Origin of the sequence: Amycolatopsis sp. cg13 (assembly GCF_041346965.1) — a bacterium.
Classification (GTDB): Bacteria; Actinomycetota; Actinomycetes; order Mycobacteriales; family Pseudonocardiaceae; genus Amycolatopsis.
Genome location: NZ_CP166848.1, coordinates 4,409,990 through 4,435,132 on the forward strand (window position 1 = coordinate 4,409,990; position 25,143 = coordinate 4,435,132).

The following is a 25,143-nucleotide window of genomic DNA, read 5'->3' on the forward strand; positions in this document are numbered from 1 at the left end:
ACGTTCGCCGGGGACAGCAGTGTCCCCGTGAGCTCTAACTCTACGGACGGTGCCGTGAGTTCCCGGGACCACCCAAACCGGGCACGCGCGGCGCGTCGCGAGGACGCCTGACACGATGGTCGCCATGCCACCGAGTGAGCCGTCTGCCGCCCACCCTGTCGCCGGGCTGGCCCGGGAAGTCGAAGAGTTCGTCGCCGCCGCTGGCTGGAACCAGCCGCCGCAGTTGTTCGCGCTGGTGCCGACCGCCGCGCTGCTGGACGAACAGCCCGAGCTGGCCGGTCAGCTCGACCGGGCGAACCCGCTGACCCCGGTGGCCCAGGAGGCGCTGCCGGACGGCGATCTCGCCGAATCGCTCGGCCGGATCGCGTGGCCGGACATCGTGGTCGGATGCGCGCTGGCGCAGGAGATCATCGTGCTGCCTCCGGACGTCGAGGCGGAACTCGAAGGAATCGCCGAAGCGGACGCCGAAAGCCTCCGCCGCGCCGCCGCGGACCACCCGCGCCGCACCGAGGCGCGGCTCGTGGCCGCTGTCCTGCGCGAAGGCGACGCGGCTTGCGTGATGCGGCTGCGCGGCGTCCAGCCGGGCGACGAAGACGAGAACGCGGTCGACGAACTGGTGGAAAGCCCGGATCTCGCGCCGAATCTGGTGGACGCGCTGAAGACGACTCTGCAGCCCTGATCAGCTGGGAACGGCCACCTTCCGCTCCGGCGGTTGGTGGCCGTATCGGGCGATATTGACCGAGCCCGCGTGCGGGTCGACGAAATGGTCGGACCAGGATCGATCGACGCTGTGCGGCCGGGTTCCTTGGAGGCCGAGGTACGCCGACACCAGGCCTGGCCCAACTCGCCGCACCGCGGCGGGCGGTTCGGGCAGCCGATGGACCTCGCGCAGCTGCCTGCCCATGAGCAGCAAGAGGCTCGGCGCGGCGAGGCGGCGTGCGGGTCCGGGGAACCAGCGGTGCCAGTCGAGGAACAGCTGGTCCACGAGTTTCCGGCCGCCGTCGGTGAAGCCGAGGCGTTGCTCGTAGCCGTGGATCCAGTCCAGGAATTCTCTTCGGCTGGGCGGAATTTCCAGGCCCATGTGCTCGCCGACGCCGCGCCAGAAGTAGTAATGCGCCTGGTCCTCGGCCTCGGTGAACACCGACAGCCCCAGCTCGCCGAGGATGCGGGCCGGTTCGAAGATCAGCGACCCGAGGGTGAACAGCTTGTCCTCGCCGGTGATGCCGAACCGGGCGTGAATCTCTTCCATCCGGTCGATCACCCGGCGACCGGCTTCGCTGCTGTGCCCGTGCCGGATCATCTCGCCGAAGAAGACGAGAGTGTGGTCGTTGCGCCGCCGGACGTTCCGCATCATGTCGCCGGAGCCGGTCCGGTAGACGATCCGCGCGATCGACGGCGAGGCGACCTGGCGGGCGAACGCGACGGTGTAGGCGCCGTGCACGAACATCGCGTCGCCGTATCGGACGCCGAGGCCGAGGTGGGTGATGGCCTCGTTGTCCCGCACCGGGTCGAGGGCCGCGATGGCGGCGGCGAGGCTGCGCCCGCCCGCGAGTCCGTTCATGGGCACCTCCGGACCAAGTAAGAACGCCAGCGTTCCTGATCCTGCCGACTATCAACTAGGAACGTGCGTGTGTCAAGATGGCCCGGTGCCCGAAGTAGTCCGTCCCTACCGCGGTGTCAGCGCCGACGAGCGCCGTAGGCAACGCCGAAGCCAGCTCCTGGAAGCGGGTCTCGACGTGGTCGGCGAGGTCGGCGTCGCCGATACGACGGTTGACCTCGTCTGCAAGCGCGCGGGCCTGTCCAAGCGCTACTTCTACGAGAGCTTCGCGGACCGGGAAGCGCTCTTGACAGCGGTGCTGACCGGGGTTTTCGACGCCGTCCGGTCCGCGTTGGAGACAGCGCTGACGGACGCCCCCGCAGCCGCTGAGGAACGGATGACGCTGCTGGTCACCGCCACCGTGGAGGCCATCGCCACCGACCCCCGGGTGAGCCGGTTGTGGGTGGAAGCGAATCACCTTCCGGCCTTGGAACAACACCGGAGCGAGGCTTACGCCGAGTTCGCCGATCTGCTCGTCAACATCCTGCTCCCCGGCCGCGAGGACGATCCGGACGCCCGGTCGGCCTTCGTGCTGGTGGTCGCGGGGACCACCGAAGTGCTGCGCCGATGGCTCGCCGACGGGTCGCCCGGCGGCACGGCGGGCGTCGTCGACATCCTGCGCAGAGTCGGCCTGGCCGTCACCGGCGAGTTCGGCTGATCGCGGTCAGCAGTGCGCGGTCGGGCGGCCGGCCTTCAGGTTGTCGAGCTGTTTGAGCGCGTCGTCCAAGGTCGACACCTTGATGAGGTTGAGCCCCTCCGGCGCGGCCGATTTCGCCTCGGCGCAGTTGTGCTCGGGAACGAGGAAGTCGGTCGCGCCCGCTTCCTTCGCGCCGACGACCTTGAACGAGATCCCGCCGATCGGCCCGACCTGACCGGTCTCGCTGATCTCGCCGGTGCCCGCGATGTGCCTGCCGCCCGCGAGGTCGCTGCCCGGTTTCCCGGGCGGGGTGAGCCGGTCGATGATCGCGAGGGTGAACATCAGCCCGGCCGACGGGCCGCCGACGTCCTGCAGCGAGATGTCGACGGAGAACGGCGCGACCGCGCGGTCGACAGCGGTGAGCCCGAGGAAGCCCTGGGTGCGGTCCTCGCGCTGGGCGAGCGTGACCGGCACGGTGCGTTCCGGCTGGCCGAGGTGCTGGAAGGTGACCTGGACGGAATCGCCCGGCTTGGTGTTGACGATCGAGGCGGCGACTTCGGCGGCCTCGCGGACCTGCTTGCCGTTGACCGCGATGAGCTTGTCGCCGGGGGCGAGGATGTGGTCGGCCGGACTGCCGGACACGATCTGCTTCGCGACGACCTGCACCGGGTAGCCGAGGTGGCGCAGCGCGGCGACCTGGGCGTTGCTCTGCGAGTTCTGCAGCTGCTGGATGTTCTCCTGCTTGACCTGCTCGTTGGTCTCGCCGGGCTTGTAGTACTCCTCGCGCGGCGCGAGCGCGTAGCGGCCGCTGGCCCAGAGGCCGAGCGCGGTGAAGAGGTTGATGCCGTCGTTGAGCGAGACGGTGGTCATCCGCAGTTCGCCGCTGGTCCCGTAGGTCTGCTGTCCCTTGACCTGGATCACCGGGTTGCCCGCGGCGTCGCGGCCGAGGGTGTCGTAGGTGGGCCCGGGGCTGATCGCGACATACGGCACCTGGACCAGGAACCCGGCCACGACGAACACCAGGAACAGCACGCCGCTGACCAGCATCGTCCATCCGCGGCGGGTCAACCGCCGGTCGCTGCGGGCCGGCGCGCGCGACGGCTCGGCGCGGCGGGACTGGTTCGCGGTGTCCTCGTCCGGTTTTGTCACGAGCGACAGCGTACGGTGACTGTGTTCGCTTCCCGGTGAAGGCCACGGTTGACGCGCTGAGCCGGGTCGTACCCGCGTACGGTGGAGCTATGAGCAATCCCCCGTTCGGCTTCGGACCGCCCGATCCCGACAAGCGAGGCGACAACGACCCCTCGAACCCGGGCCAGCCCGGCGGAGCCGAGGCGTTCAACCAGCTCGGGCAGATGCTGAGCCAGCTGGGCCAGATGCTGAGCCAGGCGGGCTCGTCGAGCGGGCCGGTCAACTACGACCTGGCGAAGCAGATCGCACTCCAGAACCTGAGCGGACGGGACGACGCCAAGATCGGCTTCACGTCTGACGGCGGCGACTCCGCCACCGCCGTGCGCGACGCCGCGCACCTGGCGGAACTGTGGCTCGACGCGGCGACGATCCTCCCCGCGGGCGCGACCACCACCGTGTCGTGGTCGGCGCGCACCTGGGTCGAGAAGACGCTGCCGACCTGGCAGCGGCTCTGCGACCCGGTGGCGCAGCAGGTGTCCGGCGCGTGGATGCAGGCGCTGCCCGAGGAAGCCAAGCAGGCGGCCGGTCCGCTGCTTTCGATGATGGGCCAGATGGGCGGCATGGCCTTCGGGTCGCAGCTCGGCAACGCCCTCGCCCAGCTCGCACAGGAAGTCCTCACGTCGACCGAGGTAGGCCTGCCGCTCGGCGAGGCCACGACGTCGGCGCTGCTCCCGGCGAACATCGAGAAGTTCACGGAGGGCCTGGAGCTGCCCGCCAGCGAGGTGCTGGTCTTCCTGGCCGCGCGCGAGGCCGCGCACCAGCGCCTGTTCGCCCACGTGCCGTGGCTGCGGCAGCGCCTGCTGGCGACGGTCGAGGAGTTCGCCCGCGGGATCACCGTCGACACCTCCGCGCTGGAATCCCTGGCCGGAAGCATCGACCCGGCAAACCCGGCGAGCATCGAAGAGGCGATGTCGTCCGGTCTCCTTGAGCCCCAGACCACCCCCGAGCAGCAGGCCGCTTTGAAGCGCCTGGAAACCCTGCTGGCGCTGGTGGAAGGCTGGGTAGATGTGGTGGTCGCGGAGGCCATCGGCGACCGTCTTCCCGGAGCCGAAGCCCTGCGCGAAACGCTGCGCCGCCGCCGCGCGACCGGCGGCCCCGCCGAGCAGACCTTCGCGACCCTGGTGGGCCTCGAACTGCGCCCGCGCCGCATGCGCGCCGCGTCGTCCCTGTGGAAGCTCGTAGGAGACCGTCACGGACTCGAAAAGCGCGATGGCCTGTGGTCCCACCCGGACCTCATGCCTACTGCTGAGGACCTGGACGAGCCCCTGGACTTCGCCGACCGCATGGCCGAACCGCCCGCTCTCGCGTCGGACCTGGACCCGATCGCTGAGCTGGAGCGCACGGAGAAGGCTGAGCGCGAGGCCCGCGAGGCCAAGTCAGCCGCCGAGGGTGGCGACTCCGGTGCCGCCTCCGGCTCCGAGGACAAGGGCGACGAGACCCCGAAGGACGAGGGGAACTCGCCTTCCTGAGGCCGCCTGCCCTGGCTGCGCTGCCGTTCAGACCCACCGCGCGGACCGTCTCACCTGGTTGAGACGGTCCGCGCGGCGTTTGTACGGCCAGCAGTCCGCTCCGCACGCAACGCTCAACCCCGCTCGCCTCGCCGCTTCCTCCCACGGGCGATCCGGCGTGGCTTTCCGCCCGGCTAGCCGTGACCAGCCGTCGACGCCCGTCCTCCTAACGCCTCATCAGCCGCACCGGCCCCTCCGCCTCGCCATTCCTCCCAAAGCCCCTGCAGCACTGGCCACTCCGCGCGCCTTCCTCCCAAAGCCCCAGCGGCACCGGCTCCGCCCGCGCCATTCCCACCAATGCCCCTGCCGAGCTCGCTCAGCCGAGCCTTGGCCTCAATCCGGCCTCATTTCCCCCGCACCCTCCAATGCCCCGCGCTCTCCAATGCCCCGCGCTCTCCAATGCCCCGCACCAGCCTCACCCGGCAGCACCCAGCCGTGCTGCCTCTGGCCCCCTCCAGAGCCTCGCGATCGCGGCCAACCACCCGCCAACCCTCAAAGCCCAGCCACCCGCCAGAGCGCAAGCCCAGCCGCCACCGGCTCTCCAACGGCCCACGCAGCCGCACCTGGCCGCCCGCTCAGTCCTCCTCCGAAATCCCCCACCCAGCCGCCGCCGAAAGCCCCTCCAGATATCCGATCGCCCGTTCCGTCTTCGGATACCGGTTGACCAGCTTCCAGAACGCCGCGTCGTGCCCCGGCTCCTTCAGGTGCGCCAGCTCGTGGATCAGCACGTAATCCAGCACCCACTGCGGCACCCGCTGGAGCCGGTCGCTCACCCGGATGGTCGCGTCCACCGGCGTGCACGACGCCCACCTGGTGCGCATCGGCGGCACCCACCGCACGCTGGCCGGCAGCGCTTTCCCGTCCAGGTACTTCGCCCCGAGCAGGGCGCAGCGCGCCAGCAACGCCGCGTCCGACGCCTTGGGCGGCGCCGCCTTCCGTCCTCCCGAGCGCAGCAGCCTGCGCTCCATCTCCGCGACCCAGTGCGTCTCTTCCTCTTGGGTCATCCGGGCCGGGATGAGGACCACCAGGGTGTCCTCGTTCCAGTACGCGGTGACCGTCCGGTGCCTGCGCTGGCTGCGCCGCACCTCGACCTTGTGTTGAGAAGTGTCCGACGGGGCCTTCTCGCCCCTGCCTCTCAGTGAGGGCATCCGTGCTTCGACCACTCGACAACGGTAAGGCTCAGCACCGACAACTTGGAGCGCCGAAAGGTCACAGCCCTGAGTTGTCCACAAGTAGATTTCCCTGTGGACAACTCGGCTTCTCACCCGCGAGTGGCGTTCCGGAACTGCCAAGCTGGCCGCATGACCCTGTCCAGTGTTCCGCCGCCGGACGTGCTCCTCCCGGCGTATCCCACGTTGCTTCCGGGCATCCACGTGCTCGAACGCGACGGCAACGAGATCCAGTTCGGCCTCGACCCTCGCCACGGCATCATCGCCAACGGCCTGCCCGCTCCGATCGTCGACAGCGTCCGCAAGCTCGACGGGCGGCGCGGGCTCGAGGACATCCTGCTCGCTGTAGGCGAACACCGGGACCAGTTCCATCTGCTGCTGAAACAGCTCGCCGCGCTCGGTTTGGTCACCGAAGCGGCGAAGAAGAGCGCGAAACGAGTCGAGACCGGTCTGTGGTCGCTGCGAGCCCGGCACTACCAGCCAGCGCTCATGGACCGGCGCTGGCAAAGCCTCATCGCGGTCCACGGCAGCGGACGGATCGCCGTGGCGGTCGCCGCGCTGCTCGCGGCGTCCGGAGTCGGGCACCTCGACATCCGCGCGTCCGGCAGGGTCAACGAAGCCGACCTCGGCTCCGGGTTCACGCCGGCTGAGCTGGGTCAGCCCAGGCAACGCGCGATCCGGACCGTCGTCGCCCGGGTCGCGCCCGACGTCACCACCGCCCGGAATCAGCGCCGCCTCCCCGACCTCGTGCTGCTCACCGACACGCTCGTCCCGCCGCCGGAAGAGGTGGCCGAACTGGTCGACTCGGCCACCTCGCACCTGCCGGTCCGGGTGTGGGAGGGCACGGGCATCGTCGGGCCGCTCGTGGTGCCCGGCCGCAGCGCCTGCCTCCGCTGCTGTGACCTGCACCGGACCGACGCTGATCTGTCGTGGCCAAGGATCGCGACGCAGCTGGTCGGCCGGATTCCACGGGCTGATCTGGGTGCCGTGCACGCCTGCGCCTCGCTCGCCGTCGCGCAGGCGATGCGGCTGCTCTCGCCGAGCGAAACCCCGCCGCCCGCTTGGAACGCCACGCTGGAGATCGACAACTTCGACGGAAAGTTGCACCGCAAGGACTGGGAGCCACATCCGGACTGCGGTTGCGGAGCGCCCGTGCCCGTCGAGGAAGGGCCCTTACTGGCGGAGGAGGCTTCCGAGGAGGTGCTGCAAGAGACGTAGGCCACACCTGGGTGCCGTCAGCAGGCTGCGGGCGTCGTGCTCATCAAGGCAGAATCGCAGGGTGACCGACTTTCGCGACCGAACCGGAGACCGCGATTCCGCCATGCCGCGTCGCGGTGCCGCCCGTACCGCGAAGCTGGCGAGCCTTCCGCTCGGCATCGCCGGACGAGCCGTGGGCGGCTGGGGCAAGCGGCTGGCCGGGCAGAGCGCTGAGCAGGTGAGCGCGACGCTCTCGGCCAAGGCCGCTGAGCAGCTGTTCGAGGTGCTGGGCACGCTCAAGGGCGGCGCGATGAAGTTCGGGCAGGCGCTGAGCGTCTTCGAGGCCGCGGTGCCGGACGACATGGCGCAGCCGTATCGGGAAGCGCTCACGAAGCTGCAGTCGGCCGCGCCGCCGATGCCTGCCCGGCAGACCCATCGCGTGCTCGCCGAGCAGCTGGGCCGGTCCTGGGTCGGACGGTTCTCGCACTTCGACGACGAACCGGCCGCCGCGGCGAGCATCGGCCAGGTGCACCGCGCGACCTGGCACGACGGCCGCGAGGTGGCGGTCAAGGTCCAGTACCCGGGCGCGGACGAGGCGCTGCGCAGCGACCTGCGCCAGTTGCAGCGCTTCAGCAGGCTGTTCCAGGCATTCGTGCCCGGCACCGACGTGAAACCGCTGCTCACGGAGCTGGCCGAGCGGATGGACGAGGAGCTCGACTACCTCGCCGAAGCCGACAACCAGCGCGCGTTCGCGAAGGCGTTCGAGGGCGACCCCGAATTCCTGATCCCGCGCGTCGTGGCGAGCGCGCCGAAGGTGGTGGTCAGCGAGTGGGCCACCGGCACCCCGCTGGCCAAAATCATCTCGGACGGCGATCCGGCCACCCGCAACCTCGCCGGACGGCTTCTCGCGGAATTCCACTACTCGTCTCCGGCGCGGGCGAATCTCCTGCACTCTGACCCGCACCCCGGCAACTTCATGCTGACCGGCGACGGCAGGCTGTGCGTGATCGACTTCGGCGGCGTCGCGAAGCTGCCGCACGGAATTCCGCGGCACCTGGGCGAAATCACGCGACTCGCCTTGGACGGCCACTCCGACGAACTGATGCGGCTGCTGCGCGAAAACCGTTTCGTGCGCGCGGATTCATCCCTCGAAGCGGACGAGGTGCTGGCCTATCTCGCACCGTTCACCGAGCCGCTGGCCGAGCCGACGTTCCACTTCACGCGCCGCTGGATGCAACGGCAAGCGGGGCGCGTCGGAGATTCCCGCGGCAACGACTTCCACGTCGGCCGCTCGCTGAACCTGCCGCCGGAGTACCTGATGATCCACCGGGTCACGGCAGGATCGACGGGCATTCTCTGCCAGCTCGACGCCGAGATCCCGGCTCGCGGCATCGTGGAACGGTGGCAGCCGGGGTTCGCCGCCTGAGTTGTCCACAAGCCGGGGCGACAACGCCGAGTTGTCCACAGATTGCGCAGGGTGGTTTCGCGGAGTTGATCAAGCCGTCATTCTCGAGGTATGACGACTACGACAAGCACAGACTCCCTCGCTTTCGGTGACCTGGTCTCGCACGGAGTTCTCCATCGACGGCACCTGCGCGTCGCGGGGATTTCGGATCGAAGAGCCGCACAGCTTTCCGGCCCGGGCGGACCGTGGCGACAGGTGTACTCCGGCGTGTACCTCGTGCACGACAAACCTCCGAGCCGGGAAGAACTCCTGCACGCGGCCGTTGCCCGGTACGGTCCAGGAACCGTCATCACCGGCACAGATGCGTTGTGCGCACACGGAATCAGCCATCCGCGAACTCCGGAGATCCATCTTTTGGTGCCGCACAACCGAAGGCCGGCCAACGAGCCGAGCGTCATCACGTACCGCACCGCGCGGATGCCCGAAGCGATCCTGATCGACGGCCTGCCCTACGCAAGCGCCGCCCGCGCCGCTCTCGACCTCGCCCGGCGGGAAAACGATCCGGACGAGATCGCAAGATTGGTCTCGTTGCCGCTGTACTGGGGCCTGGCAGACCGCGCCGAACTGACGCGCGAACTGGACAACGGAAACCAGCGGGGCTCAGCAGCCGTGCGCACGGTCCTGCGCAGCCTCGACGACCAAGAAACCTTCGCGCACGGACAAGCACTCCGGGTCCTCCAGCGAACGCCGCTGCCGATCCCACAATGGAACGTCGCGGTCTGCGATCGTCGCGGCAGACGACTCGGCACCGCAGATGCTTGGTGGGACGAAATCGGTCTCGCCTGGCGCTACCGCACCGCAGCCGGCCCCGAAGACTTCAGCCACCTAGCCCTAGCCGCGACGGGCACCGTGTTGTTTCGGTGCACCCCACGCCAGCTTCGGGATTCACCTGAGGAGATGAGCACCGAGCTTCTCAACGCCTACCGCCATGCGGCGCGCACACCCCGCCCGAAAGTGCGCGCTGTCTACAAGACGGGAAATGCCGCATGACCCAAATCTGACGCACAGGCAGGACGCCTCTCGGCGCTCGACATGCCGGAATTGATGCGCGCGCAACCTGAGTCGCCGATATTCGCCGAACAGCCTGCCGTCGGCCTACCGAAAACCAGCTACTTCCAACCGAGGGCACCAGTATCCGGCGGACAGGCTTCCGTCGACCTACCGAAAAACTGGCTCGCCCCGTCCAGGGCACCGATATTCGCTCAACAGACCGCCGTTGACCGCCCGAATCTGGCTGTCCGCGATCCGGTCACCAGTATTCGTCCGGCAGCTTGCCCTCGATGTCGCGGACGTGGTTGCGCGCGCAGTCCGGGCAGAGCCAGCGCTGTTCGCCGTTTTCCTTGGTGCTGACCCAGGCCAGGGCCGCGAGCGGGTCAGTTTCGGCAGCACGTGCTCGGCCGCACCGGGAGCACGTCGGGCCGGGCGCGGTCATGGTCGACGTCCGTGGTGCACGGTGCGCGCGCCGAGCAGGAAGAGGTCGCGGCGTTTGCCGAGGTAATGGGAGCTGTCCGGATCGAGCAAAGAAGCCAGCGTCGCGCGGTCTTCCTCCGCGAGATGGTCGGCACCGTGCGTCGCGAGACGGGAAAGGTGGTGGTGCACATAGTCAGCGAGACCGTCCGGACCAGGCGCGGGGTGGTCCACCAACGCGCTGAACGAGCTGACGTCAGCGAGCCCGGCCCGTTCGAGCGCGACTGTCCAGCCGTAGGGCATCGGCACTGCGCCGTCGATGCCCTCGCGCATCCCGACGAACCACTCCGCCTGCGCGGCCTGCAACCGGTCCTCTAACCCGGGCCGTCCGACTCCGAGATCCCAAGGGAGGCAAGAAAAAGACAACCCGCCCTCAGCGAGAGCGACCACGCCGCCAGCTCGCGCGACAGCCGCGAGCGTGCCCATCGCGGCCTGCTGGTCCGGAAGGTGATGCACCACGCGCGACGCCCACACAAGATCCGCGGCGGGAAGCAAGTCAGGCAAGGCACTGTCGGCGAGATCGGCGACGATCGCCCGAACCTCGACGGTCGGCGCGGTTACTCCGGCTTCCGCGATGTCCGCTGCGGCCATGTCGGCAGCCACCGCACGAACCTCGACTGCCGACGCGACACCTCCAGCCTCCGCGAGGTCCGCTGCGGCCATGTCAGCAGCCACCGCACGAACCTCGACTGCCGACGCGACACCTCCAGCCTCCGCGAGGTCCGCTGCGGCCACGTCGGCAGCCACCGCACGAACCTCGGCTGTCGGCGCGACACCTCCGGCTACCGCCAGGTCCGCTGCGGCCATGTCGGCGGCCCCTGCACGAACCTCGACTGCCGATGCCGTGCCTCCCTCCGGTGCGCGGCCTTCCGCGTCCCCGTCGGTGGTGGTGCGGTCGTTCGAGCCCTCGCTGGCCGTGCTGCGGCTGCCCGATCCTCCAGCTGCAGCGGCGTGGCGGTTGCTCTGCGCTGCATCGGCGGCGGCGCGGACGGCGCGTTCGGCCTCGTGGAGGAGTTCGGGAGTCGCGTCGACCAGGATGATTGTGCCGCCCTGCTGGGTGGCCAGGGCTTGGGCGAAGTGGGTACTCATCCCGCCTGCGCCGCAGCCCAGGTCGATCACCGTGGGGTTGGCGGGGAGTTTCGCGACTAGGCGGGCTGCGATGGCGGCCTGCGCGGGGGCGTCGAGGGTGTCGGCTGCGCGGAGGAGGACCAGCCGGTCAGCCCAGTCGATGTGGTCGTGCGTATGTCCGGACACGGGCTCATTGAACACCCGTCCCCGGACGAGAACGAGCCTGGAAGGTCCCCCGACAGGCCTTCCAGGCTCATTCCCGCGAAAGTGATCAGGGACTGGTCGCGTGGACGCCTGCTCCTCCCCTGGGCAGAGCGTCCTGCGCGATCGCCCGTCTCCCCGTGCCCGAAATCGATGCCGGTGGCTCGCAGCCGAGCCGGTGGGGCAAGGCGAATCAGGCCGACGGACATCCGACGGCCTGGTTCGCAACCGCAGGATCGGGCGACGGAACCGGATCGGATCCGCGCCGCCCGAGGTGAGCCGGGCAACGCGGAATCGACTCGGAGGTGGGTTCACAGCCCGGGTGGCCGATGCTCGCCGGTCAGGACTGGAGGCAATCCTGACCGGCGGGCATCGGCTTCCGGACAACTCCCAGACGGTGAGGCAGGTCAGGCGAAGCCGGACCCACCTCACCGACCGGGCCGGGGGTCTAGCTCGGTGGTTGGAATCGCTCCGCTCGGCTGGTCGCCCAGCGGGCTACTCGCGACCAGCGGCGCGCGGCGCGCGCTCGGCGCCATGGGCGTTGAGCTTCATGTTCGGTTATCAGGTCGCGTATTCGCGCTCGGGACAGTTCTTCGTGAAGCAACATCTTCGTGGTCTCCTGAGACTTGTTCTGCTTGGGTTTCGGCTGCACCTGGACCGGTTTTCCGGTGCGGGCCTCGAAATCGCGCGTGGTGATGAGGTCGACGGTCATGCGGCGGCGCTCCGGGCTGCGGCGGCGGGTTCGAGGGCTGCGTTCTTGCGCGGACGGCCACGGGGCCGCTTGCGCGCGATCACCGCACCGCGCTCGAAGATCTCCCCTCCCCAGACACCCCACGGCTCACGCCGGGCGAGTGCACCCGCGAGGCAGGCCTCGCGGACCGGGCAGCCGGCGCAGAACGCCTTGGCCCGCTCGAGTTCCGCGGGCGATTCGGCGAACCAGAGGTCCGCGTCGCGCGAGCGGCAGGGGAGTTCGGGCTCAGCGACCCCGTCGAGCAGGTCGCCGATGTCGAACCCTTCGGCTAAGGGGTCCTCGGCGAGGGCGATGGCGGAAGACATGTCCGTGCTCCTTTGCGATTCGGTGGTGGTGTGGCGGTGGGCGATCGAACTGGACAACTTGTTCCTTCTGTTGTGCAGCCAAAAAAACACGAAGGCCGCGGATCCGGTTACCGGTTCCGCGGCCTTCGTGAGCCTTGAGTCCTGACGTCAGGTCAGGAACTTCGCTCCCGTATCGACAACGGAACACGGAACTGCTTGATGGTCGGCAGATCGACATCAACCTGCGGGTACGCGGCAACAACGGCGGCGGTCGCGAGAGTGATGCCGGCCGGGGCCCCGTTGCGCTCGATGCGACGCAATCCGTCAATGTGACGACGCGTTCCGTCGATGTGCGCGAACGTGGACACACCGGTGCCCTGGCGCGGGGCGGCGACGGTCGTGCAGACAGGCAGACCAGTGCCAGGGATCGTGTGCATCAGATTGCTGATCATTTCACCGGCACCGCCTTTCTCTGTCGGACTGCGCCGCGTGAAGCGGCAGCCGTCGTGTTCTTCCCCAGACCGGGCCTTCTTCTCGCCCGGGTGCCTACGCAGGCTATGCGCCCCGGCACAGCCGGGGCAACTTATTTTCCCAAATCTCTGCCGAAGAGACGAAGATCGCCCCCTAGCAGCAGGTTCGCCGCATCGATCACCGCGAAGACGCGGTCAAGATCGCATCGACGAACGGACCACGTCGAGCACTTCCGCGCCGAACCGCTCGAGCTTCGTCGCGCCGATCCCGGAGATCGACACCAGCGCGCCGTCGTCGGTCGGCCGTTGCTCGGCGATCGCCATCAGCGTCGCGTCAGTGAACACGACGAACGCCGGGACCTTCAACTCCCGCGAACGCTCCCCGCGCCACGTCTTCAGCTTCTCCAGCAAATCCTCATCCACTGTGGACGGGCATTTCCCGCACCGCCCCAGCTTGACCTCCATGGTCTGCACCAGCGGACCGCCGCACAGCCGGCAGCGCGCGACGTTCGACCCGGGCTTCGACACCTGCTGCGAACGCGCGATCCGCGCCGCCGGGTGGTCCTCGGGGACCAGCCCGTACAGGAATCGCGACCGCCGCCGGTTGCGTCCGCGGCCCTGACCGCGCGAGAGCGACCAGGAAAGCGACAGGTGCTCCCGGGCCCGCGTCACGCCGACGTAGAACAGCCGCCGTTCCTCTTCGATCGCGGCGTCGTCGCCGTCCGCGTGCAAGATCGGCATGGTGCCCTCGGAAAGCCCGACGAGGAACACCGCGTCCCACTCGAGCCCCTTCGCCGCGTGCAGTGACGCGAGCGTGACGCCTTCGACCGTCGGCGGGTGCTGCGCCGCCGCGCGCTGTTCGAGCTCCGCGACGAAGCGCGGCAGGTCCGCGTCCTCGACCGACGCCGCCAGCTCCTCGGCCAGCTCCACCAGCGCGAGCAGCGCGTCCCACCGCTCCTTCGCCGCTCCCCCGGACGGCGGCTGCTCGGTGAGCCCGACCCGCGCCAGCACCGAGCGCACCGCGGTGACCAGCTCCAACGAGGTCGGTTCCATCGACGCCGTGCGCAGCGCCGCCATCGCCTGCCGCACCTCGGTGCGCTGGAAGAACCGCTCGCCGCCGCGGACCAGGTACGGGATCCCGGCTTCGGTGAGCGCCTGTTCGTAGGCCTCCGACTGCGCGTTGACCCGGAACAGCACCGCGATTTCGCTCGCCGACACGTCCGCGTCGAGCAGTTCGCGGACCCGGCGGGCGACCGCGCTGGCCTCGGCGGCCTCGTCTTCGTACTCGGCGAACCGCGGCTCCGGGCCCTCCGGCCGCTGTCCGATGAGCTTCAGCCGCGAACCGGCCGGACGTCCGCGCGCGGCGCCGATCACGCGGTTCGCCAGCGCGACGACCTGCGGCGTGGACCGGTAGTCGCGTTCGAGGCGCACGACGGTCGCTTCCGGGAATCGCCGCGTGAACTCCAGCAGCGACTTCGGCGAGGCGCCGCCGAAGGAGTAGATGGTCTGGTTGGCGTCGCCGACGACGGTGAGGTCGTCGCGGCCGCCGAGCCACGCGTCGAGCAGCCGCTGCTGCAACGGCGTGACGTCTTGGTACTCGTCGACCACGAAACAGCGGTAGCGGTCGCGGAACTCGGCCGCGACCGCCTCGTGCTTCTCCAGCACCGCGGTGGTCTGCAGCAGCAGGTCGTCGAAGTCGAGGACCTGCGCGTTCGTCTTCAGCTCCTCATACCAGCGATAGACCTCGGCGACCTGCGCGACCGGCGCGGGAGTGTCGCGCTGCGTCCGCGCGGCGACCGAGGGGTAGTCGTCCGGCGAGACGAGCGACGCCTTGCTCCACTCGATCTCGCTCGCCAGGTCGCGCAGCACCTCGGTCTCGGTGCTCAGCCGCACGCGCTGGGCGGCCTGGGCGACGAGCCGGAACTTGTTGTCGATCAGGTCCCACGGCCGGTCGCCGACGACCCGCGGCCAGAAGTAGCGGAGCTGGCGGCGGGCGGCGGCGTGGAACGTCAGCGCCTGCGCCGCGTCGACTCCGAGGCCGCGCAGCCGGGTGCGCATCTCCCCCGCGGCGCGCGTGGTGAAGGTGACCGCCAGTACCTGCCCGGGCGAGACGTGGCCCGATTGCACGAGGTGGGCGATGCGGTGCGTGATCGTCCGGGTCTTGCCGGTGCCCGCGCCGGCGAGGACGCACACGGGACCGCGGGGGGCCGCCGCGGCGGCGCGCTGCTCGGGATCAAGCCCGTCGAGCAGGCCTTGGCGGCTCTGCCGGCTCTGGGGAGACGATGCGATGGCCACCCCGCGATCCTCGCAGAGGGGGCCGACGGATTCCCGGCCGGGCACGCGGCCGTATCCTGGTCATATGGCGGGCAAGCAGGACAAGGAAGCGGCCAAGCAGGCCAAGCGGGAAAAGCGCGCTGCGAGCAAGGCCCGGCGCGGGCAGCTGTTCGAGGCGTTCAAGATGCAGCGCCGCGAAGACCCGATGCTCATCCCCTGGATGGTCGGTTCGATCGTGGTCGTCGCCGGTGTGCTGTTCGGCATCGGGTTCATCTTCGACATCCAGTGGACGCTGCTGCCGCTGGGCGTCGTGCTCGGCATCCTGCTCGCCGTGATCATCTTCGGCAGGCGCGTGCAGCGCACGGTCTACGGGAAGGCCGACGGCCAGCCCGGCGCGGCCGCCTGGGCGCTGGAGAACCTGCGCGGGAAGTGGAAGGTCACGCCGACCGTCGCCGCGACGACCCAGCTCGACGCCGTCCACCGCGTGCTCGGCCACCCCGGCGTGATCCTCGTGGCGGAGGGCGCCCCGCACCGGGTCCGCGGCCTGCTCGCGCAGGAGAAGAAGCGCGTGTCGCGGCTGGTGGGCGACACCCCGATCTACGACGTCACGATCGGCCACGAGGACAAGCAGGTCCCGCTCAAGAAGCTGCAGTCGCACCTGACGAAGCTGCCACGCAACCTCAAGCCGGCCCAGATCGACGCCCTCGAAGCGAAGCTGGCCGCCCTCGGCTCGCGCGGTGCGGCGATGCCGAAGGGACCGATGCCCGCGGGCGCGAAGATGCGGAACGTGCAGCGCACCATCCGCCGTCGCTGACGCTGCTTACTGACGAGAGAACCCCCGGTCCAGGTGGCCGGGGGTTCTTTCATTTCGCGCGTTTCGCGGTCAGCGCATCCGGATGACGACGGTGTTGGTCGCGCGGTCGAGCCAGTTGCGGCCGTCGGCGTTGCGCACCAGCGGCGGGAGCAGCAGCGCGGTGAGCACCATCCGCACCAGCGCGCGCCACGCGCCGACCATCGTCGCGCCGTCGAGGCGGGCCACCCGGATGCCCAGGACCGCCATGCCCGGGGTGAAGCCGAAGAACGTGACCGGGATGACCGTGATGACCGCCCAGACCGCGCCGGCCCAGAGGTTGAACGTCTGCATCGCGGCGGCGTTCTGCAGGTCGTAGCGCACGAACAGGGCCGTGATCAGGGAAGCGAGCACCAGGTCGACGACCAGCGCGAGGAAGCGCGGGCCGCCGCCCGCCACCGCGCCCACGCCGGATTCGGGCAGGCCCATCGACTCGCCGCGCCACTTCGGGGCCTCGCGCGGGCCCGCCGCGGTGGAGCCGTCGCCGGTGCCCGGCAGCCATTCACCCGTCCATCTCGCCACCCGTCCAGGGTATGCCGGTGGCGCGGACCACATCCGGCCTGGTCGACTGGGCAGTGGCGGCCACCCGTTAACACCGGCGAAACATTCGGGTGACGGTCGGGCAACACCGCCCTCTTAGCGTGAGCCGAAGAGAGTACAGCCGCCGGTAACGAACGAGAAGGAGTCACCGAGGGTGCCCACTACTCCAGACGACATTCAGCGCCTCATCGCCGACGAGAAGGTCGAGTCGATCGACGTCAGGTTCTGCGACCTGCCGGGCGTCATGCAGCACTTCACGGTGCCGGCCAAGGCGTTCGACCTGGAGGCGTACGAAGAGGGCCTCGCCTTCGACGGCTCCTCGGTGCGCGGCTTCCAGTCGATCCACGAGTCCGACATGCTGCTGCTGCCGGACCCCGAGACGGCCCGGATCGACCCGTTCCGCAAGGCGAAGACGCTCTCGCTGAACTTCTTCGTGCACGACCCGTTCACCCGCGAGGCCTACAGCCGCGACCCGCGCAACATCGCGCGCAAGGCCGAGCAGTACATCGCGGAGTACGGCGTCGCCGACAACGTCTTCTTCGGTCCGGAGGCGGAGTTCTACATCTTCGACTCGGTCCGCTTCGAGGACGCCGAGCACCTGTCGTTCCACGAGATCGACTCGGTCGAGGGCTGGTGGAACACCGGCGCCGACACCGAGGGCGGGAACCAGGGCTACAAGACGAAGTTCAAGGGCGGCTACTTCCCCGTCCCGCCGGTCGACCACTTCGCCGACCTGCGCGACGACATCGTCCGCACGCTGACGAACTCCGGCTTCGAGATCGAGCGCGCGCACCACGAGGTGGGCACCGCCGGCCAGACGGAGATCAACTACAAGTTCAACACGCTGCTGCACGCTGCCGACGACCTGCAGCTGTTCAAGTACATCGTGAAGAACACCGTGTTCGCCGCGGGCAAGACCGCGACGTTCATGCCGAAGCCGCTGGCCGGCGACAACGGCTCGGGCATGCACTGCCACCAGTCGCTGTGGAAGGACGGCCAGCCGCTGTTCCACGACGAGTCCGGCTACGCGGGCCTGTCCGACACGGCGCGGCACTACATCGGCGGCCTGCTCAAGCACGCGCCGAGCCTGCTGGCCTTCACCAACCCGACGGTGAACTCGTATCACCGCCTGGTGCCGGGCTTCGAGGCGCCGGTTTCGCTGGTGTACTCGCAGCGCAACCGCTCCGCCTGCGTGCGCATCCCGATCACCGGCAACAACGCGAAGGCCAAGCGCGCCGAGTTCCGCTGCCCGGACTCGTCGGGCAACCCGTACCTCGCGTTCTCGGCGATGATGATGGCCGGGCTCGACGGCATCAAGAACAAGATCGAGCCGCCGGAGCCGATCGACAAGGACCTCTACGAGCTGCCGCCCGAGGAGGCCAAGAACGTCAAGCTGGTCCCGGGCGACCTGGGCACCGTGCTGGACACGCTGGAGCAGGACCACGACTACCTGCTCGAGGGCGGCGTCTTCACGCCCGACGTGATCGAGACGTGGGTCCAGTACAAGCGCGAGAACGAAATCGACCCGCTGCGGCTTCGTCCGCACCCGTACGAGTTCTCGCTGTACTACGACGTGTGATGCGGTTGGGGGTTTGACCAGGGGTTACTGGTCGGAGCCTCCGCTTAGCACGGGACGGCGGTCGAGGGATTCCTCGGCCGCCGTCCTTTTTTGCGCACCTGAACGAGGTGTCTTTCATCGCCACGAGGCCGAACGTGCATTTTCCTTACTGTCGCCGGATTCTCCTCGTCCAATGTGGACTATTGGTGCCGCCTCGTCCGACGAGGAAAGTCTTGCCGCTCGGCGTTCTTCGTAGTCCGCCCAGTACAGGGCTTCATGGTGATGCCAGCGATCGAAGTCTGCGACGGTGCGGTACATCGCCGCGTTCGCCAGGTGGAAAGCCACCCATTCCGAACGAGCTGCGTCGGACGCGGGACGCCGAGACATCGCGGTGGAGTGAGCAGCTTCTAGCGTCGCCGGTTCACTCTTAGTTGTCATGTGCTTGCCCTGCCGATGTGTCGAGGACGGCCAGCAGTTGGTCCGCTTCGGCGCAGAGTCGGTGAAGGGCGAACCTCTGCCACTGTGTCGGATCCGTCGGCGGGCTGTCCTTGCCGAGGCGGCACACGAAGCCCGGCAGGGCTTCCGGGCCACTGACGTGCATTCCCGCCACCGCTTCCGGGCCAGGCGTCCAGGTCGCGTTGAACGCCACCGCCTTGTCCTTCCTTTTGTTGCCAATGGCGTGACTGATCCTCGAACGCCTCAGCCGCGGACTCGATCGCGGCCAACATCCACCAAGTCAGGTCTTGACGCTCCGCCGCAATCGCCCGCCAGGCCTCAGCGACGACCCACGAAGCGTGCGCCATGACAGACGCCGCCTCGTGGTCGCCCTGACCCGCACGAGCCGCGAATTCCGATGCGGCACCGTACTTGCGGTACGCGTCCTCCCACGCCTTCACCGATTTCTTGGTCACCATTGCGACTCCCGATCAGGTCGCCGTCAGCGCCGTCACGCGGCCTTAGCCGTCTGCTCCTGCTGCGCCGACCTCGACCCGCCACCGCTGGCAACCGCCTTGAAGCCCGTCGCGCGGTAGACGTAGGACTGGCACTTGAACTCGCCATTGCCCGCGACGCGCGGTTCCGCCGTCTGCCCCTCCAGCTCGATCGGCCGCATCCCCGGCAGAACCTCACTCGTCGTCGGCACCGGCTGAACATCGGCCAAGAACGTCACCTCATACGACGCCCGCTTCGCGTTCGGCTCGCTCGGGTCGATGACCGTCACCTTCCACTGCCGCTTGTCCGTGGACTCGTCGACCCGCTGCCGAGCAGGCCGACCGGCCGCCCGGTCTTCCCGCGACTGGTACTCGTTGTCCGGCGACACCTCGCCCGCCAATCCTTGCGGGAACGCCTCGTCGAACTCGACCGGGAACCGAAAGCCCTTGCTGATCGCCATGCTGGATTCGCCTGCTTCACCGTTGCGGCCCGCCTCACTGGCGGCTACGTACACAATCGGCTGACCAGGAGTTTCGTCGAGATGGCGCGGAGGTCTCGTCTCGAACTTCTGACCGTCATCGAGTCTCGTCTTTGTCTCATCCGCCTGCTACCGTGATGCGATGGCGGCGCACGACGCGGGACCGGTGACCGAGAAAGCGAACGTGCTCAAGGTGCTGCTGAAGCAGCGGCACCTCCAGGGCCATCGGGCGTTCTGCCGCGAGTACGACAAGCACGCCGCCAAGATCGACGACACCTTGAAGGGCGGGTATCCCAGCAAGGCGCAGTTCTACCGATGGCTGTCTGGGGACGTCCGCGGCCTGCCCTACGCCGACCACTGCCGGATTCTGGAGAGCATGTTCCCCGGGTGGACTGCCGAGCAGCTGTTCCAGGAGCACACCGGGGGAATCGGGTTCGTGCCCAAGCCGCCGTCGACCAAGCCCGCCGCGCCAGCAGCGCCGCCGGTTGCCCGTGCTGAGGGCATGGCCGATGTGACCGCCGTGTTCACCACGCGGCCGGAGTTCAGTCACGAGATGCCGCCGCACCGGCTGTTCGACGATGCCGAGTCGATCAGCATTGCCGGGCTGTCGCTCAACGCGCTGTGTCAGCAGTACTCCGACCGGTCGCTCACGGACCTGCTGGAGAACGGCACCACGGTTCGCGCCTTGTTCCTCGACCCGGCTGGGGAGTACATCAAGGCTCGCGAACGCGAAGAGGGTCTTCCGGCGGACGTGCTCACCACGTTGACGACGCTGAACATGCAGACCTTGCAGCGCCTCCAGTCCAAGCTCAGCCCGTCCGCGCGAGAGAACTTGCAGATCCGCACCTACGACGAGCCTGTGCGGTTCAATATCACCGTCATTGACAACGACACGTGCGTAGTGCAGCCCTACCTGCCGGACGCGCGAGGTGTCGAGTCACCGACGCTGGTCATGGAACGGCAGGCAGGCAAGCCCGCCGGCCTTTTCGACACGTTCGCCCAGGTCTTTGAGTCCATGTGGGCGCGTTCAACGGAGGTCGCCGCGTGAAGAACGACGACCTAGACGCGATGCTCGCTGTGGCGCAAGAAGCCGTAGAGATCGGCCGGAAGCTCATGACCACCCAAGGCCCGGGTGAGGTCCATGCCAAAGGAGACCGCGACCTCGTTACTGATCTAGACCTTCGGATCCAACGAGAGGTCCGGGCGTTCCTGGAACGCGCGACGCCGGAAATCGGATTCCTCGGGGAAGAAGAAGGCGGCGGCACCATTGACCCGAGCACGCCTCAGGTCTGGGCGCTGGACCCCATCGACGGTACGTCCAACTTCGCACACGGCATACCGCTCTGCGCGACCCAGCTAGCACTTGTCAACCACGGCAAACCCGTGGTTGGTGTCGTCGTCGCGCCGTTCCTGGACCTCAGCTATTCCGCGGTTGAGGGGGCGGGCGCGTACTGCAACGGCCAGGCGATCCAAGCCAGCACCAACGACAGTCTCGCCCGCGCCATCGTCTCCCTCGGCGACTACGCCACCGGCACCGGTGCGACGGAGAAGAACCGCCGCCGGTTCTCTGTAACCCAAGCCCTAGCCGAGAACGTAGAGCGCGTCCGCATGTTCGGGTCGGCCGCACTCGACCTCACATTCGTCGCCGAGGGCCGCACAGACGCCTGCGTCATCCTGTCCAACAAGCCATGGGACACCGCAGCCGGAGTTCTTGTTGCACGCGAAGCTGGCGCACTCGTCACCGACGCCACAGGCGAGCACCACACCACCGACTCTGCCGAGACCGTTGCGGCATCGTCAGCGATTCACACCGCGTTGACGACAGTTCTCAGCTGACCGTTAGAGGCAAGCATCGGTCGAACCAAGACGTCGAGCAACGTCGCAGACGACGTGTTCAAAGTTACACCGATTGTTCAAGACGGTCCTTGCGGGCCGCACCGCCTTTGGCTGCGCCCAGGGCAGCGTCCAAGAAGAAAAGAATGCCCGCGCGGGATGGGCAGGTCTCCGAGATGACCGGGACCGCGCGCACGTCACGTCCGTGAGCGACCTGCCGCCATCTCTAAAATGGCGGCTCGTCGTCGAGTCTATTTCTAACCTTCCTGGGGCCATCCCAAGGACTGAGAGTCTTTGCAAGGCCCGACAGCCACTCGTCGTACGACCTTGATGCACCATCGACGGAAAGACGGCTCGTGTCCTCCCATTCAAGTCGACCAGATTTCGCAAGATGTTCAACGAACTTTCGCAGGTTCACCAGCTCGGCTTGAAAGCTACGGGGAACTCGCGCACCCGTTTGCATCATGGCCCTCTTTATGGCCTGAACGTCTTCGATAAGGTCGGCAATGCCTTTAGCGTCGGGATTATCGGACTGACGAAGCTGCTGCAAATCAACAGTGTAGGTGATCGGCGTTTCTACGGGCGCACCAGAGTCGATCGCGTTCACCATGCCCGCGAGCTGCTGTTTCGCCTCATGCACCGAGTCGAGGTCAGTGTGATCCAGAAAGACAGTCCGAAGGCCTTGAATGTCAAACGGAATAGTCTGCCCGGAAGATATCAGATGAACAAAAGGCTTGTTGGCCGCATGCCTGACAGCCAGCTCATAAAACACATTTGGGTTTTGGTCCGTTAAGTCTGCAATCACGAGATCCACATTGATTAACCTGTCGATTATCTGCGTGGTGATAAGGCCTGACTGGTCAATCGTATCCGCGCGCGAAACTGAGTACCCCAACGGTTCAACGCATGGACTAATAATATGTTTGAGGATTTGATCTGAGCGTTTACGCGTGTCAGACCCGGCCGGACCGATTGGGCAAATGACAAAACATTCCTTGCCTGCAGGTGCCACCGGCCCCTTGGCGGGTTCCTTCCGCGTGCTCTCACTCATGGACCGGTTATCTGCGAGAGCGAACGCACCGTTACGCCATGTGACCAAGTTGCAACCATTGTGCGCGTTGCGTAACGCACCCGCAAGTTGGCCGCGACCCATTGGAACGCGTACAACGTTCTTCCGGCACGACACCAGGCGACGTTGCACAACCTCCACCAGAGACGGCCAAGTTTCTGCAGAACTTGGCTCTATGGGATCAAGGCGCGCCGCCGTTGGCGGCGCGCGTATCACCTCGCGTACGGCGGGCTCCGTCCACTGGCGGACGCGAGCCTGCCGCTCCGCTCCGGCCCGCGCCGCCGGGCGAGCCCGCCGTAGACGTGGCAGCGCGAGCGCGCCTCCAACGGCGACGGAGATTCATCGAACTGTCCGGCTCAGTCCCCCGACTTGCGCAGCCAACGCGGAGTGGTCTCCAAGGGTCCTCGCGAGGTCAGTTCCGCGGTCGGCCGCCGGAACAGGTGCAAGAAGGAACCGCCAGGCCGTCTCCAGGCCGTCAGACGTCGGCGAGTGTTGACCATGAACGACCGACGACAACCGCTAACCAGCAGGTCAGAAGGGATACAACTGGACAGACCGCAGGTCAGCGCCAGGACGTGACAGACCTACGACGTGTGATCCAACACCGGGGTTGACCTGGTAAAACGGCAGCGACAAGCGGCCGGTTCCGCCATCCGTGCGGGACCGGCCGTTTGTGTTTCCCTGTCTCCACGGCGCGCCGTGGAGAAGTCCGGCCTGCCGTTCCCCCGGTGGCCGACGGCCCTAAGGTGCTTTTATGCCATCCCGCGCGGAGGAACGAGAGCCGGTTTTCTCGCCCAAGGAACTCGCCTCGGCGGCGCGGAGCTGTCCGGCGCTCGCCGAGGCGGCGAAGCTGGCGGGATGGGTCGGACCTGGTCGGCCGCTGACCGCTCGGGGAGTGCTCAAGCCTGCCGCCGCCGTCGAGGCCTGCGACCTGCTTGGGATCGAACTGACTACCCGCAAGCCCCGCAGCGCGCTGGACATCGATCAGCTGATGCTGGCGTGGTTCACCGCGGCGGCGGCCGGATTCGTCGAGGTGGAGCGTGGCCGGGCGGCCGCGGGCGCCGCGCTGGAGGCCTGGGCCGAGGGGACCGCGGACGAGGTACTGGCGATCTGGACCCGGTGCACGCTGGAGTGTTTCGGGCTGGCCGGTGAGGCGGGCGATCCCGATGCGGAGCTCCTGGACGGGTTGGCCGTCCTGTACGAGCGGGGCGGCGCGATCTCGCTGGACGACCTGAGCGAGGACGTCGCGAGGGGCCTCGCTGCCGGCACGCCGGGCTGCACTTGCCCGTCCTGCTCGTTGGCGACCGGCCTCCTCGATGACCTGGCGGGCACGACGGAAGCCGGCGGCGAGATCGTCGAAGCCCTCGCCGAGTTCGGCATCGCCGCCCTGCACGGCGACACCGCCGAGCTGACCCCGCTGGGGCGCTGGCTCACCGATTTCCTGTTCCGGCGAAACGCGCCGGCGGCCGGAGCCGATGCCGCCGCGCTGGTGGATGCGGTGGTGGCGCTGCCCGACCGGATCGCCGCACTGATGGCCCGGCCCTGGCTGTCCGCCCGCGCGCCGGCCGAGGCCGCGGCCGAACTGATCTCGGCCGGCGAATCCGCCTCGGGGCAACAGCGGCTCGCCGCACTGGCGCTGGCTCGCGAATGCGGCCCGGACGCGGCCGTCGCTTGGCGGGAGTGGGCGGGCAATGAAGGGTTCGGCTCCTACGCGCGGATCTGGCTGGCCGAGCAGGACGGCACGGAGCCGGCCGAGACCGACCTGGCATGGACCGTCGTGGACGCATCCGCCGTCCTGCAGGTCACGCTGGCTCCCGATCTGCCCCCGCAAGCGCTGTCCGGCCTGCTCCACGACCAGGCAGGCGCCGAGCAGGCCGAGATCCTGCCGCTGCTGGCCGGCACTGGTCATCCGGCGGCCGACCGGCTGGTCAAGCTCCTGCCGATGGCCGGATTGCCCGGCGGTCCACCGTCCGCACCGGACGCGCCCGTCCCGCCCGCCGCGGTGCGCCCCGACACTCGCTACCGGATCAAGCTCGCCCTGCGCGACGTGACGAAACCGCCGGTGTGGCGACGCCTGGAGGTGCCCGCCGATCTCGACCTCGGCCAGGTGCACGAGGTGATCCAGATCGCGATGGGCTGGGAGAACTGCCATCTGCACGCCTTCTCCGCGGGTGGTGCCCAGTACGGAATTCCCGACCCGGACCTCGGCCACGCCGACGAGCGGGCGGTGCGCCTGTCCCAGCTGCTGGCCGAGGTCGGCGACCGGCTGGGCTACGCCTACGACTTCGGCGACGGCTGGGAACACGACCTCACGCTGGAGGAGATCCTGCCTGCCGAAGCCGGAACGACCGGTCCGATCTGCACTGTCGGTGAAGGAGCGTGCCCACCGGAGGACTGCGGCGGCCCGTACGGCTACCAGGAGCTGAAGGCGATTCTGGCCGATCCGGGCGACGACGAGCACGAGGGCATGCTCGGATGGCTCGGCTTGGCTTCGCCCGGCGGCTTCGACCCGCACGCGTTTTCCGCCGAGGACGCCAATCGCCGGCTCGACCAGCTCACCGGGCCCCGCCTGCGCATCGTGCGCTGACCTGGTTCGTCCCCGCTCCGGG

General features: G+C 68.4%; 24 protein-coding genes. 11 read left to right on the top strand and 13 right to left on the bottom strand.

The window, feature by feature from the left end:
- Window positions 1-124: 124 nt before the first annotated feature.
- Entirely contained in the window at window positions 125-679 is a 555-nt protein-coding gene (locus AB5I40_RS20160) for a PPA1309 family protein (protein WP_344268864.1), read from the top strand.
- Here the strand turns inward: AB5I40_RS20160 and AB5I40_RS20165 are convergent, their stop codons facing one another.
- Window positions 680-1,561 carry an oxygenase MpaB family protein gene (locus AB5I40_RS20165; RefSeq protein WP_370940078.1) on the bottom strand — a complete coding sequence of 294 codons (882 nt, stop codon included), beginning with the start codon at window positions 1,559-1,561 and terminating at the stop codon, window positions 680-682.
- An 85-nt stretch (window positions 1,562-1,646) separates the two neighbouring features.
- On the opposite strand from AB5I40_RS20165, the gene AB5I40_RS20170 reads away from it, so the two are divergent.
- A complete protein-coding gene (locus tag AB5I40_RS20170) occupies window positions 1,647-2,255 on the top strand; it encodes a TetR/AcrR family transcriptional regulator (protein WP_370940079.1) in 609 nt (202 codons plus the stop codon).
- A gap of 6 nt (window positions 2,256-2,261) precedes the next feature.
- Here AB5I40_RS20170 and AB5I40_RS20175 read toward each other — a convergent pair whose 3' ends face one another.
- Complete coding sequence (locus tag AB5I40_RS20175) at window positions 2,262-3,281, bottom strand: PDZ domain-containing protein (protein WP_370940556.1); 1,020 nt, start codon at window positions 3,279-3,281, stop codon at window positions 2,262-2,264.
- Window positions 3,282-3,472: 191 nt separating this feature from the next.
- Here AB5I40_RS20175 and AB5I40_RS20180 point away from each other — a divergent pair, with 191 nt between their 5' ends.
- A complete protein-coding gene (locus AB5I40_RS20180) occupies window positions 3,473-4,891 on the top strand; it encodes a zinc-dependent metalloprotease (RefSeq protein ID WP_370940080.1) in 1,419 nt (472 codons plus the stop codon).
- 614 nt (window positions 4,892-5,505) lie between these two features.
- Here the strand turns inward: AB5I40_RS20180 and AB5I40_RS20185 are convergent.
- A complete protein-coding gene (locus AB5I40_RS20185; protein ID WP_370940557.1) occupies window positions 5,506-6,015 on the bottom strand; it encodes a M48 family metallopeptidase in 510 nt (169 codons plus the stop codon).
- Between the two features lie 216 nt (window positions 6,016-6,231).
- Here AB5I40_RS20185 and AB5I40_RS20190 point away from each other — a divergent pair, with 216 nt between their 5' ends.
- The 3 genes from AB5I40_RS20190 to AB5I40_RS20200 all read left to right on the top strand — a co-directional run bounded on the left by AB5I40_RS20190 (window position 6,232) and on the right by AB5I40_RS20200 (window position 9,751).
- Window positions 6,232-7,317 (top strand): ThiF family adenylyltransferase, encoded by a 1,086-nt coding sequence (locus AB5I40_RS20190; protein ID WP_370940081.1) that lies wholly within the window; start codon window positions 6,232-6,234, stop codon window positions 7,315-7,317.
- A 103-nt stretch (window positions 7,318-7,420) separates the two neighbouring features.
- Entirely contained in the window at window positions 7,421-8,722 is a 1,302-nt protein-coding gene (locus tag AB5I40_RS20195; RefSeq protein WP_370940558.1) for an ABC1 kinase family protein, read from the top strand.
- A 90-nt stretch (window positions 8,723-8,812) separates the two neighbouring features.
- Window positions 8,813-9,751: a hypothetical protein gene (locus AB5I40_RS20200; protein WP_370940082.1), complete on the top strand. Its 939-nt coding sequence runs from the start codon at window positions 8,813-8,815 to the stop codon at window positions 9,749-9,751.
- A 259-nt stretch (window positions 9,752-10,010) separates the two neighbouring features.
- Here the strand turns inward: AB5I40_RS20200 and AB5I40_RS20205 are convergent, their stop codons facing one another.
- From AB5I40_RS20205 to AB5I40_RS20225, 5 genes are all read right to left on the bottom strand, one after another.
- Window positions 10,011-10,193 carry a hypothetical protein gene (locus tag AB5I40_RS20205; protein ID WP_370940083.1) on the bottom strand — a complete coding sequence of 61 codons (183 nt, stop codon included), beginning with the start codon at window positions 10,191-10,193 and terminating at the stop codon, window positions 10,011-10,013.
- The gene (locus tag AB5I40_RS20210) at window positions 10,190-11,482 is read right to left on the bottom strand and encodes a methyltransferase domain-containing protein (protein ID WP_370940084.1); all 1,293 of its coding nucleotides are present in this window, start codon (window positions 11,480-11,482) and stop codon (window positions 10,190-10,192) included. The genes AB5I40_RS20205 and AB5I40_RS20210 overlap by 4 nt, the downstream gene beginning before the upstream one ends.
- A 723-nt stretch (window positions 11,483-12,205) precedes the next feature.
- Window positions 12,206-12,553 carry a WhiB family transcriptional regulator gene (locus AB5I40_RS20215; protein ID WP_370940085.1) on the bottom strand — a complete coding sequence of 116 codons (348 nt, stop codon included), beginning with the start codon at window positions 12,551-12,553 and terminating at the stop codon, window positions 12,206-12,208.
- A gap of 152 nt (window positions 12,554-12,705) precedes the next feature.
- Window positions 12,706-12,984: a hypothetical protein gene (locus AB5I40_RS20220; RefSeq protein WP_354748397.1), complete on the bottom strand. Its 279-nt coding sequence runs from the start codon at window positions 12,982-12,984 to the stop codon at window positions 12,706-12,708.
- Between the two features lie 213 nt (window positions 12,985-13,197).
- Entirely contained in the window at window positions 13,198-15,297 is a 2,100-nt protein-coding gene (locus tag AB5I40_RS20225; RefSeq protein ID WP_370940086.1) for an ATP-dependent DNA helicase UvrD2, read from the bottom strand.
- 64 nt (window positions 15,298-15,361) lie between these two features.
- Here AB5I40_RS20225 and AB5I40_RS20230 point away from each other — a divergent pair, with 64 nt between their 5' ends.
- Window positions 15,362-16,090 carry a DUF4191 domain-containing protein gene (locus tag AB5I40_RS20230; protein ID WP_370940087.1) on the top strand — a complete coding sequence of 243 codons (729 nt, stop codon included), beginning with the start codon at window positions 15,362-15,364 and terminating at the stop codon, window positions 16,088-16,090.
- 69 nt (window positions 16,091-16,159) lie between these two features.
- On the opposite strand, the gene AB5I40_RS20235 is transcribed toward AB5I40_RS20230, so the two are convergent.
- Complete coding sequence (locus AB5I40_RS20235; protein WP_370940088.1) at window positions 16,160-16,648, bottom strand: RDD family protein; 489 nt, start codon at window positions 16,646-16,648, stop codon at window positions 16,160-16,162.
- A gap of 172 nt (window positions 16,649-16,820) precedes the next feature.
- On the opposite strand from AB5I40_RS20235, the gene glnA reads away from it, so the two are divergent.
- Entirely contained in the window at window positions 16,821-18,245 is a 1,425-nt protein-coding gene (glnA, locus tag AB5I40_RS20240; protein ID WP_370940089.1) for a type I glutamate--ammonia ligase, read from the top strand.
- 114 nt (window positions 18,246-18,359) lie between these two features.
- Here glnA and AB5I40_RS20245 read toward each other — a convergent pair whose 3' ends face one another.
- The 3 genes from AB5I40_RS20245 to AB5I40_RS20255 form a co-directional block, all read right to left on the bottom strand.
- Window positions 18,360-18,662, bottom strand: coding sequence for an AMED_5909 family protein (locus tag AB5I40_RS20245; RefSeq protein WP_370940090.1), 303 nt, complete (start codon window positions 18,660-18,662; stop codon window positions 18,360-18,362).
- Window positions 18,652-18,873 (bottom strand): hypothetical protein, encoded by a 222-nt coding sequence (locus AB5I40_RS20250; RefSeq protein WP_370940091.1) that lies wholly within the window; start codon window positions 18,871-18,873, stop codon window positions 18,652-18,654. The genes AB5I40_RS20245 and AB5I40_RS20250 overlap by 11 nt, the downstream gene beginning before the upstream one ends.
- A 297-nt stretch (window positions 18,874-19,170) precedes the next feature.
- A complete protein-coding gene (locus AB5I40_RS20255) occupies window positions 19,171-19,614 on the bottom strand; it encodes a hypothetical protein (RefSeq protein WP_370940092.1) in 444 nt (147 codons plus the stop codon).
- A 160-nt stretch (window positions 19,615-19,774) separates the two neighbouring features.
- Here AB5I40_RS20255 and AB5I40_RS20260 point away from each other — a divergent pair, with 160 nt between their 5' ends.
- The gene (locus AB5I40_RS20260) at window positions 19,775-20,680 is read left to right on the top strand and encodes a DUF5919 domain-containing protein (RefSeq protein WP_370940093.1); all 906 of its coding nucleotides are present in this window, start codon (window positions 19,775-19,777) and stop codon (window positions 20,678-20,680) included.
- The gene (locus AB5I40_RS20265) at window positions 20,677-21,468 is read left to right on the top strand and encodes an inositol monophosphatase (protein ID WP_370940094.1); all 792 of its coding nucleotides are present in this window, start codon (window positions 20,677-20,679) and stop codon (window positions 21,466-21,468) included. The genes AB5I40_RS20260 and AB5I40_RS20265 overlap by 4 nt, the downstream gene beginning before the upstream one ends.
- A gap of 223 nt (window positions 21,469-21,691) precedes the next feature.
- On the opposite strand, the gene AB5I40_RS20270 is transcribed toward AB5I40_RS20265, so the two are convergent.
- Complete coding sequence (locus AB5I40_RS20270) at window positions 21,692-22,516, bottom strand: hypothetical protein (RefSeq protein WP_370940095.1); 825 nt, start codon at window positions 22,514-22,516, stop codon at window positions 21,692-21,694.
- A gap of 772 nt (window positions 22,517-23,288) precedes the next feature.
- On the opposite strand from AB5I40_RS20270, the gene AB5I40_RS20275 reads away from it, so the two are divergent.
- Window positions 23,289-25,121: a plasmid pRiA4b ORF-3 family protein gene (locus AB5I40_RS20275; protein ID WP_370940096.1), complete on the top strand. Its 1,833-nt coding sequence runs from the start codon at window positions 23,289-23,291 to the stop codon at window positions 25,119-25,121.
- Window positions 25,122-25,143 lie beyond the last annotated feature (22 nt).

What these genes read in the sequence shown, in the direction of transcription:
- AB5I40_RS20160 (WP_344268864.1), top strand. Translation starts at nt 125, where the DNA reads ATGCCACCGAGTGAGCCGTCTGCCGCCCACCCTGTCGCCGGGCTGGCC.
- AB5I40_RS20165 (WP_370940078.1), bottom strand. Translation starts at nt 1,561, where the DNA reads ATGAACGGACTCGCGGGCGGGCGCAGCCTCGCCGCCGCCATCGCGGCC.
- AB5I40_RS20175 (WP_370940556.1), bottom strand. Translation starts at nt 3,281, where the DNA reads ATGCTGGTCAGCGGCGTGCTGTTCCTGGTGTTCGTCGTGGCCGGGTTC.
- AB5I40_RS20180 (WP_370940080.1), top strand. Translation starts at nt 3,473, where the DNA reads ATGAGCAATCCCCCGTTCGGCTTCGGACCGCCCGATCCCGACAAGCGA.
- AB5I40_RS20190 (WP_370940081.1), top strand. Translation starts at nt 6,232, where the DNA reads ATGACCCTGTCCAGTGTTCCGCCGCCGGACGTGCTCCTCCCGGCGTAT.
- AB5I40_RS20195 (WP_370940558.1), top strand. Translation starts at nt 7,421, where the DNA reads ATGCCGCGTCGCGGTGCCGCCCGTACCGCGAAGCTGGCGAGCCTTCCG.
- AB5I40_RS20200 (WP_370940082.1), top strand. Translation starts at nt 8,813, where the DNA reads ATGACGACTACGACAAGCACAGACTCCCTCGCTTTCGGTGACCTGGTC.
- AB5I40_RS20205 (WP_370940083.1), bottom strand. Translation starts at nt 10,193, where the DNA reads ATGACCGCGCCCGGCCCGACGTGCTCCCGGTGCGGCCGAGCACGTGCT.
- AB5I40_RS20215 (WP_370940085.1), bottom strand. Translation starts at nt 12,553, where the DNA reads ATGTCTTCCGCCATCGCCCTCGCCGAGGACCCCTTAGCCGAAGGGTTC.
- AB5I40_RS20220 (WP_354748397.1), bottom strand. Translation starts at nt 12,984, where the DNA reads ATGATCAGCAATCTGATGCACACGATCCCTGGCACTGGTCTGCCTGTC.
- AB5I40_RS20230 (WP_370940087.1), top strand. Translation starts at nt 15,362, where the DNA reads ATGGCGGGCAAGCAGGACAAGGAAGCGGCCAAGCAGGCCAAGCGGGAA.
- AB5I40_RS20245 (WP_370940090.1), bottom strand. Translation starts at nt 18,662, where the DNA reads ATGACAACTAAGAGTGAACCGGCGACGCTAGAAGCTGCTCACTCCACC.
- AB5I40_RS20255 (WP_370940092.1), bottom strand. Translation starts at nt 19,614, where the DNA reads ATGGCGATCAGCAAGGGCTTTCGGTTCCCGGTCGAGTTCGACGAGGCG.
- AB5I40_RS20260 (WP_370940093.1), top strand. Translation starts at nt 19,775, where the DNA reads ATGGCGGCGCACGACGCGGGACCGGTGACCGAGAAAGCGAACGTGCTC.
- AB5I40_RS20270 (WP_370940095.1), bottom strand. Translation starts at nt 22,516, where the DNA reads ATGAGTGAGAGCACGCGGAAGGAACCCGCCAAGGGGCCGGTGGCACCT.
- AB5I40_RS20275 (WP_370940096.1), top strand. Translation starts at nt 23,289, where the DNA reads ATGCCATCCCGCGCGGAGGAACGAGAGCCGGTTTTCTCGCCCAAGGAA.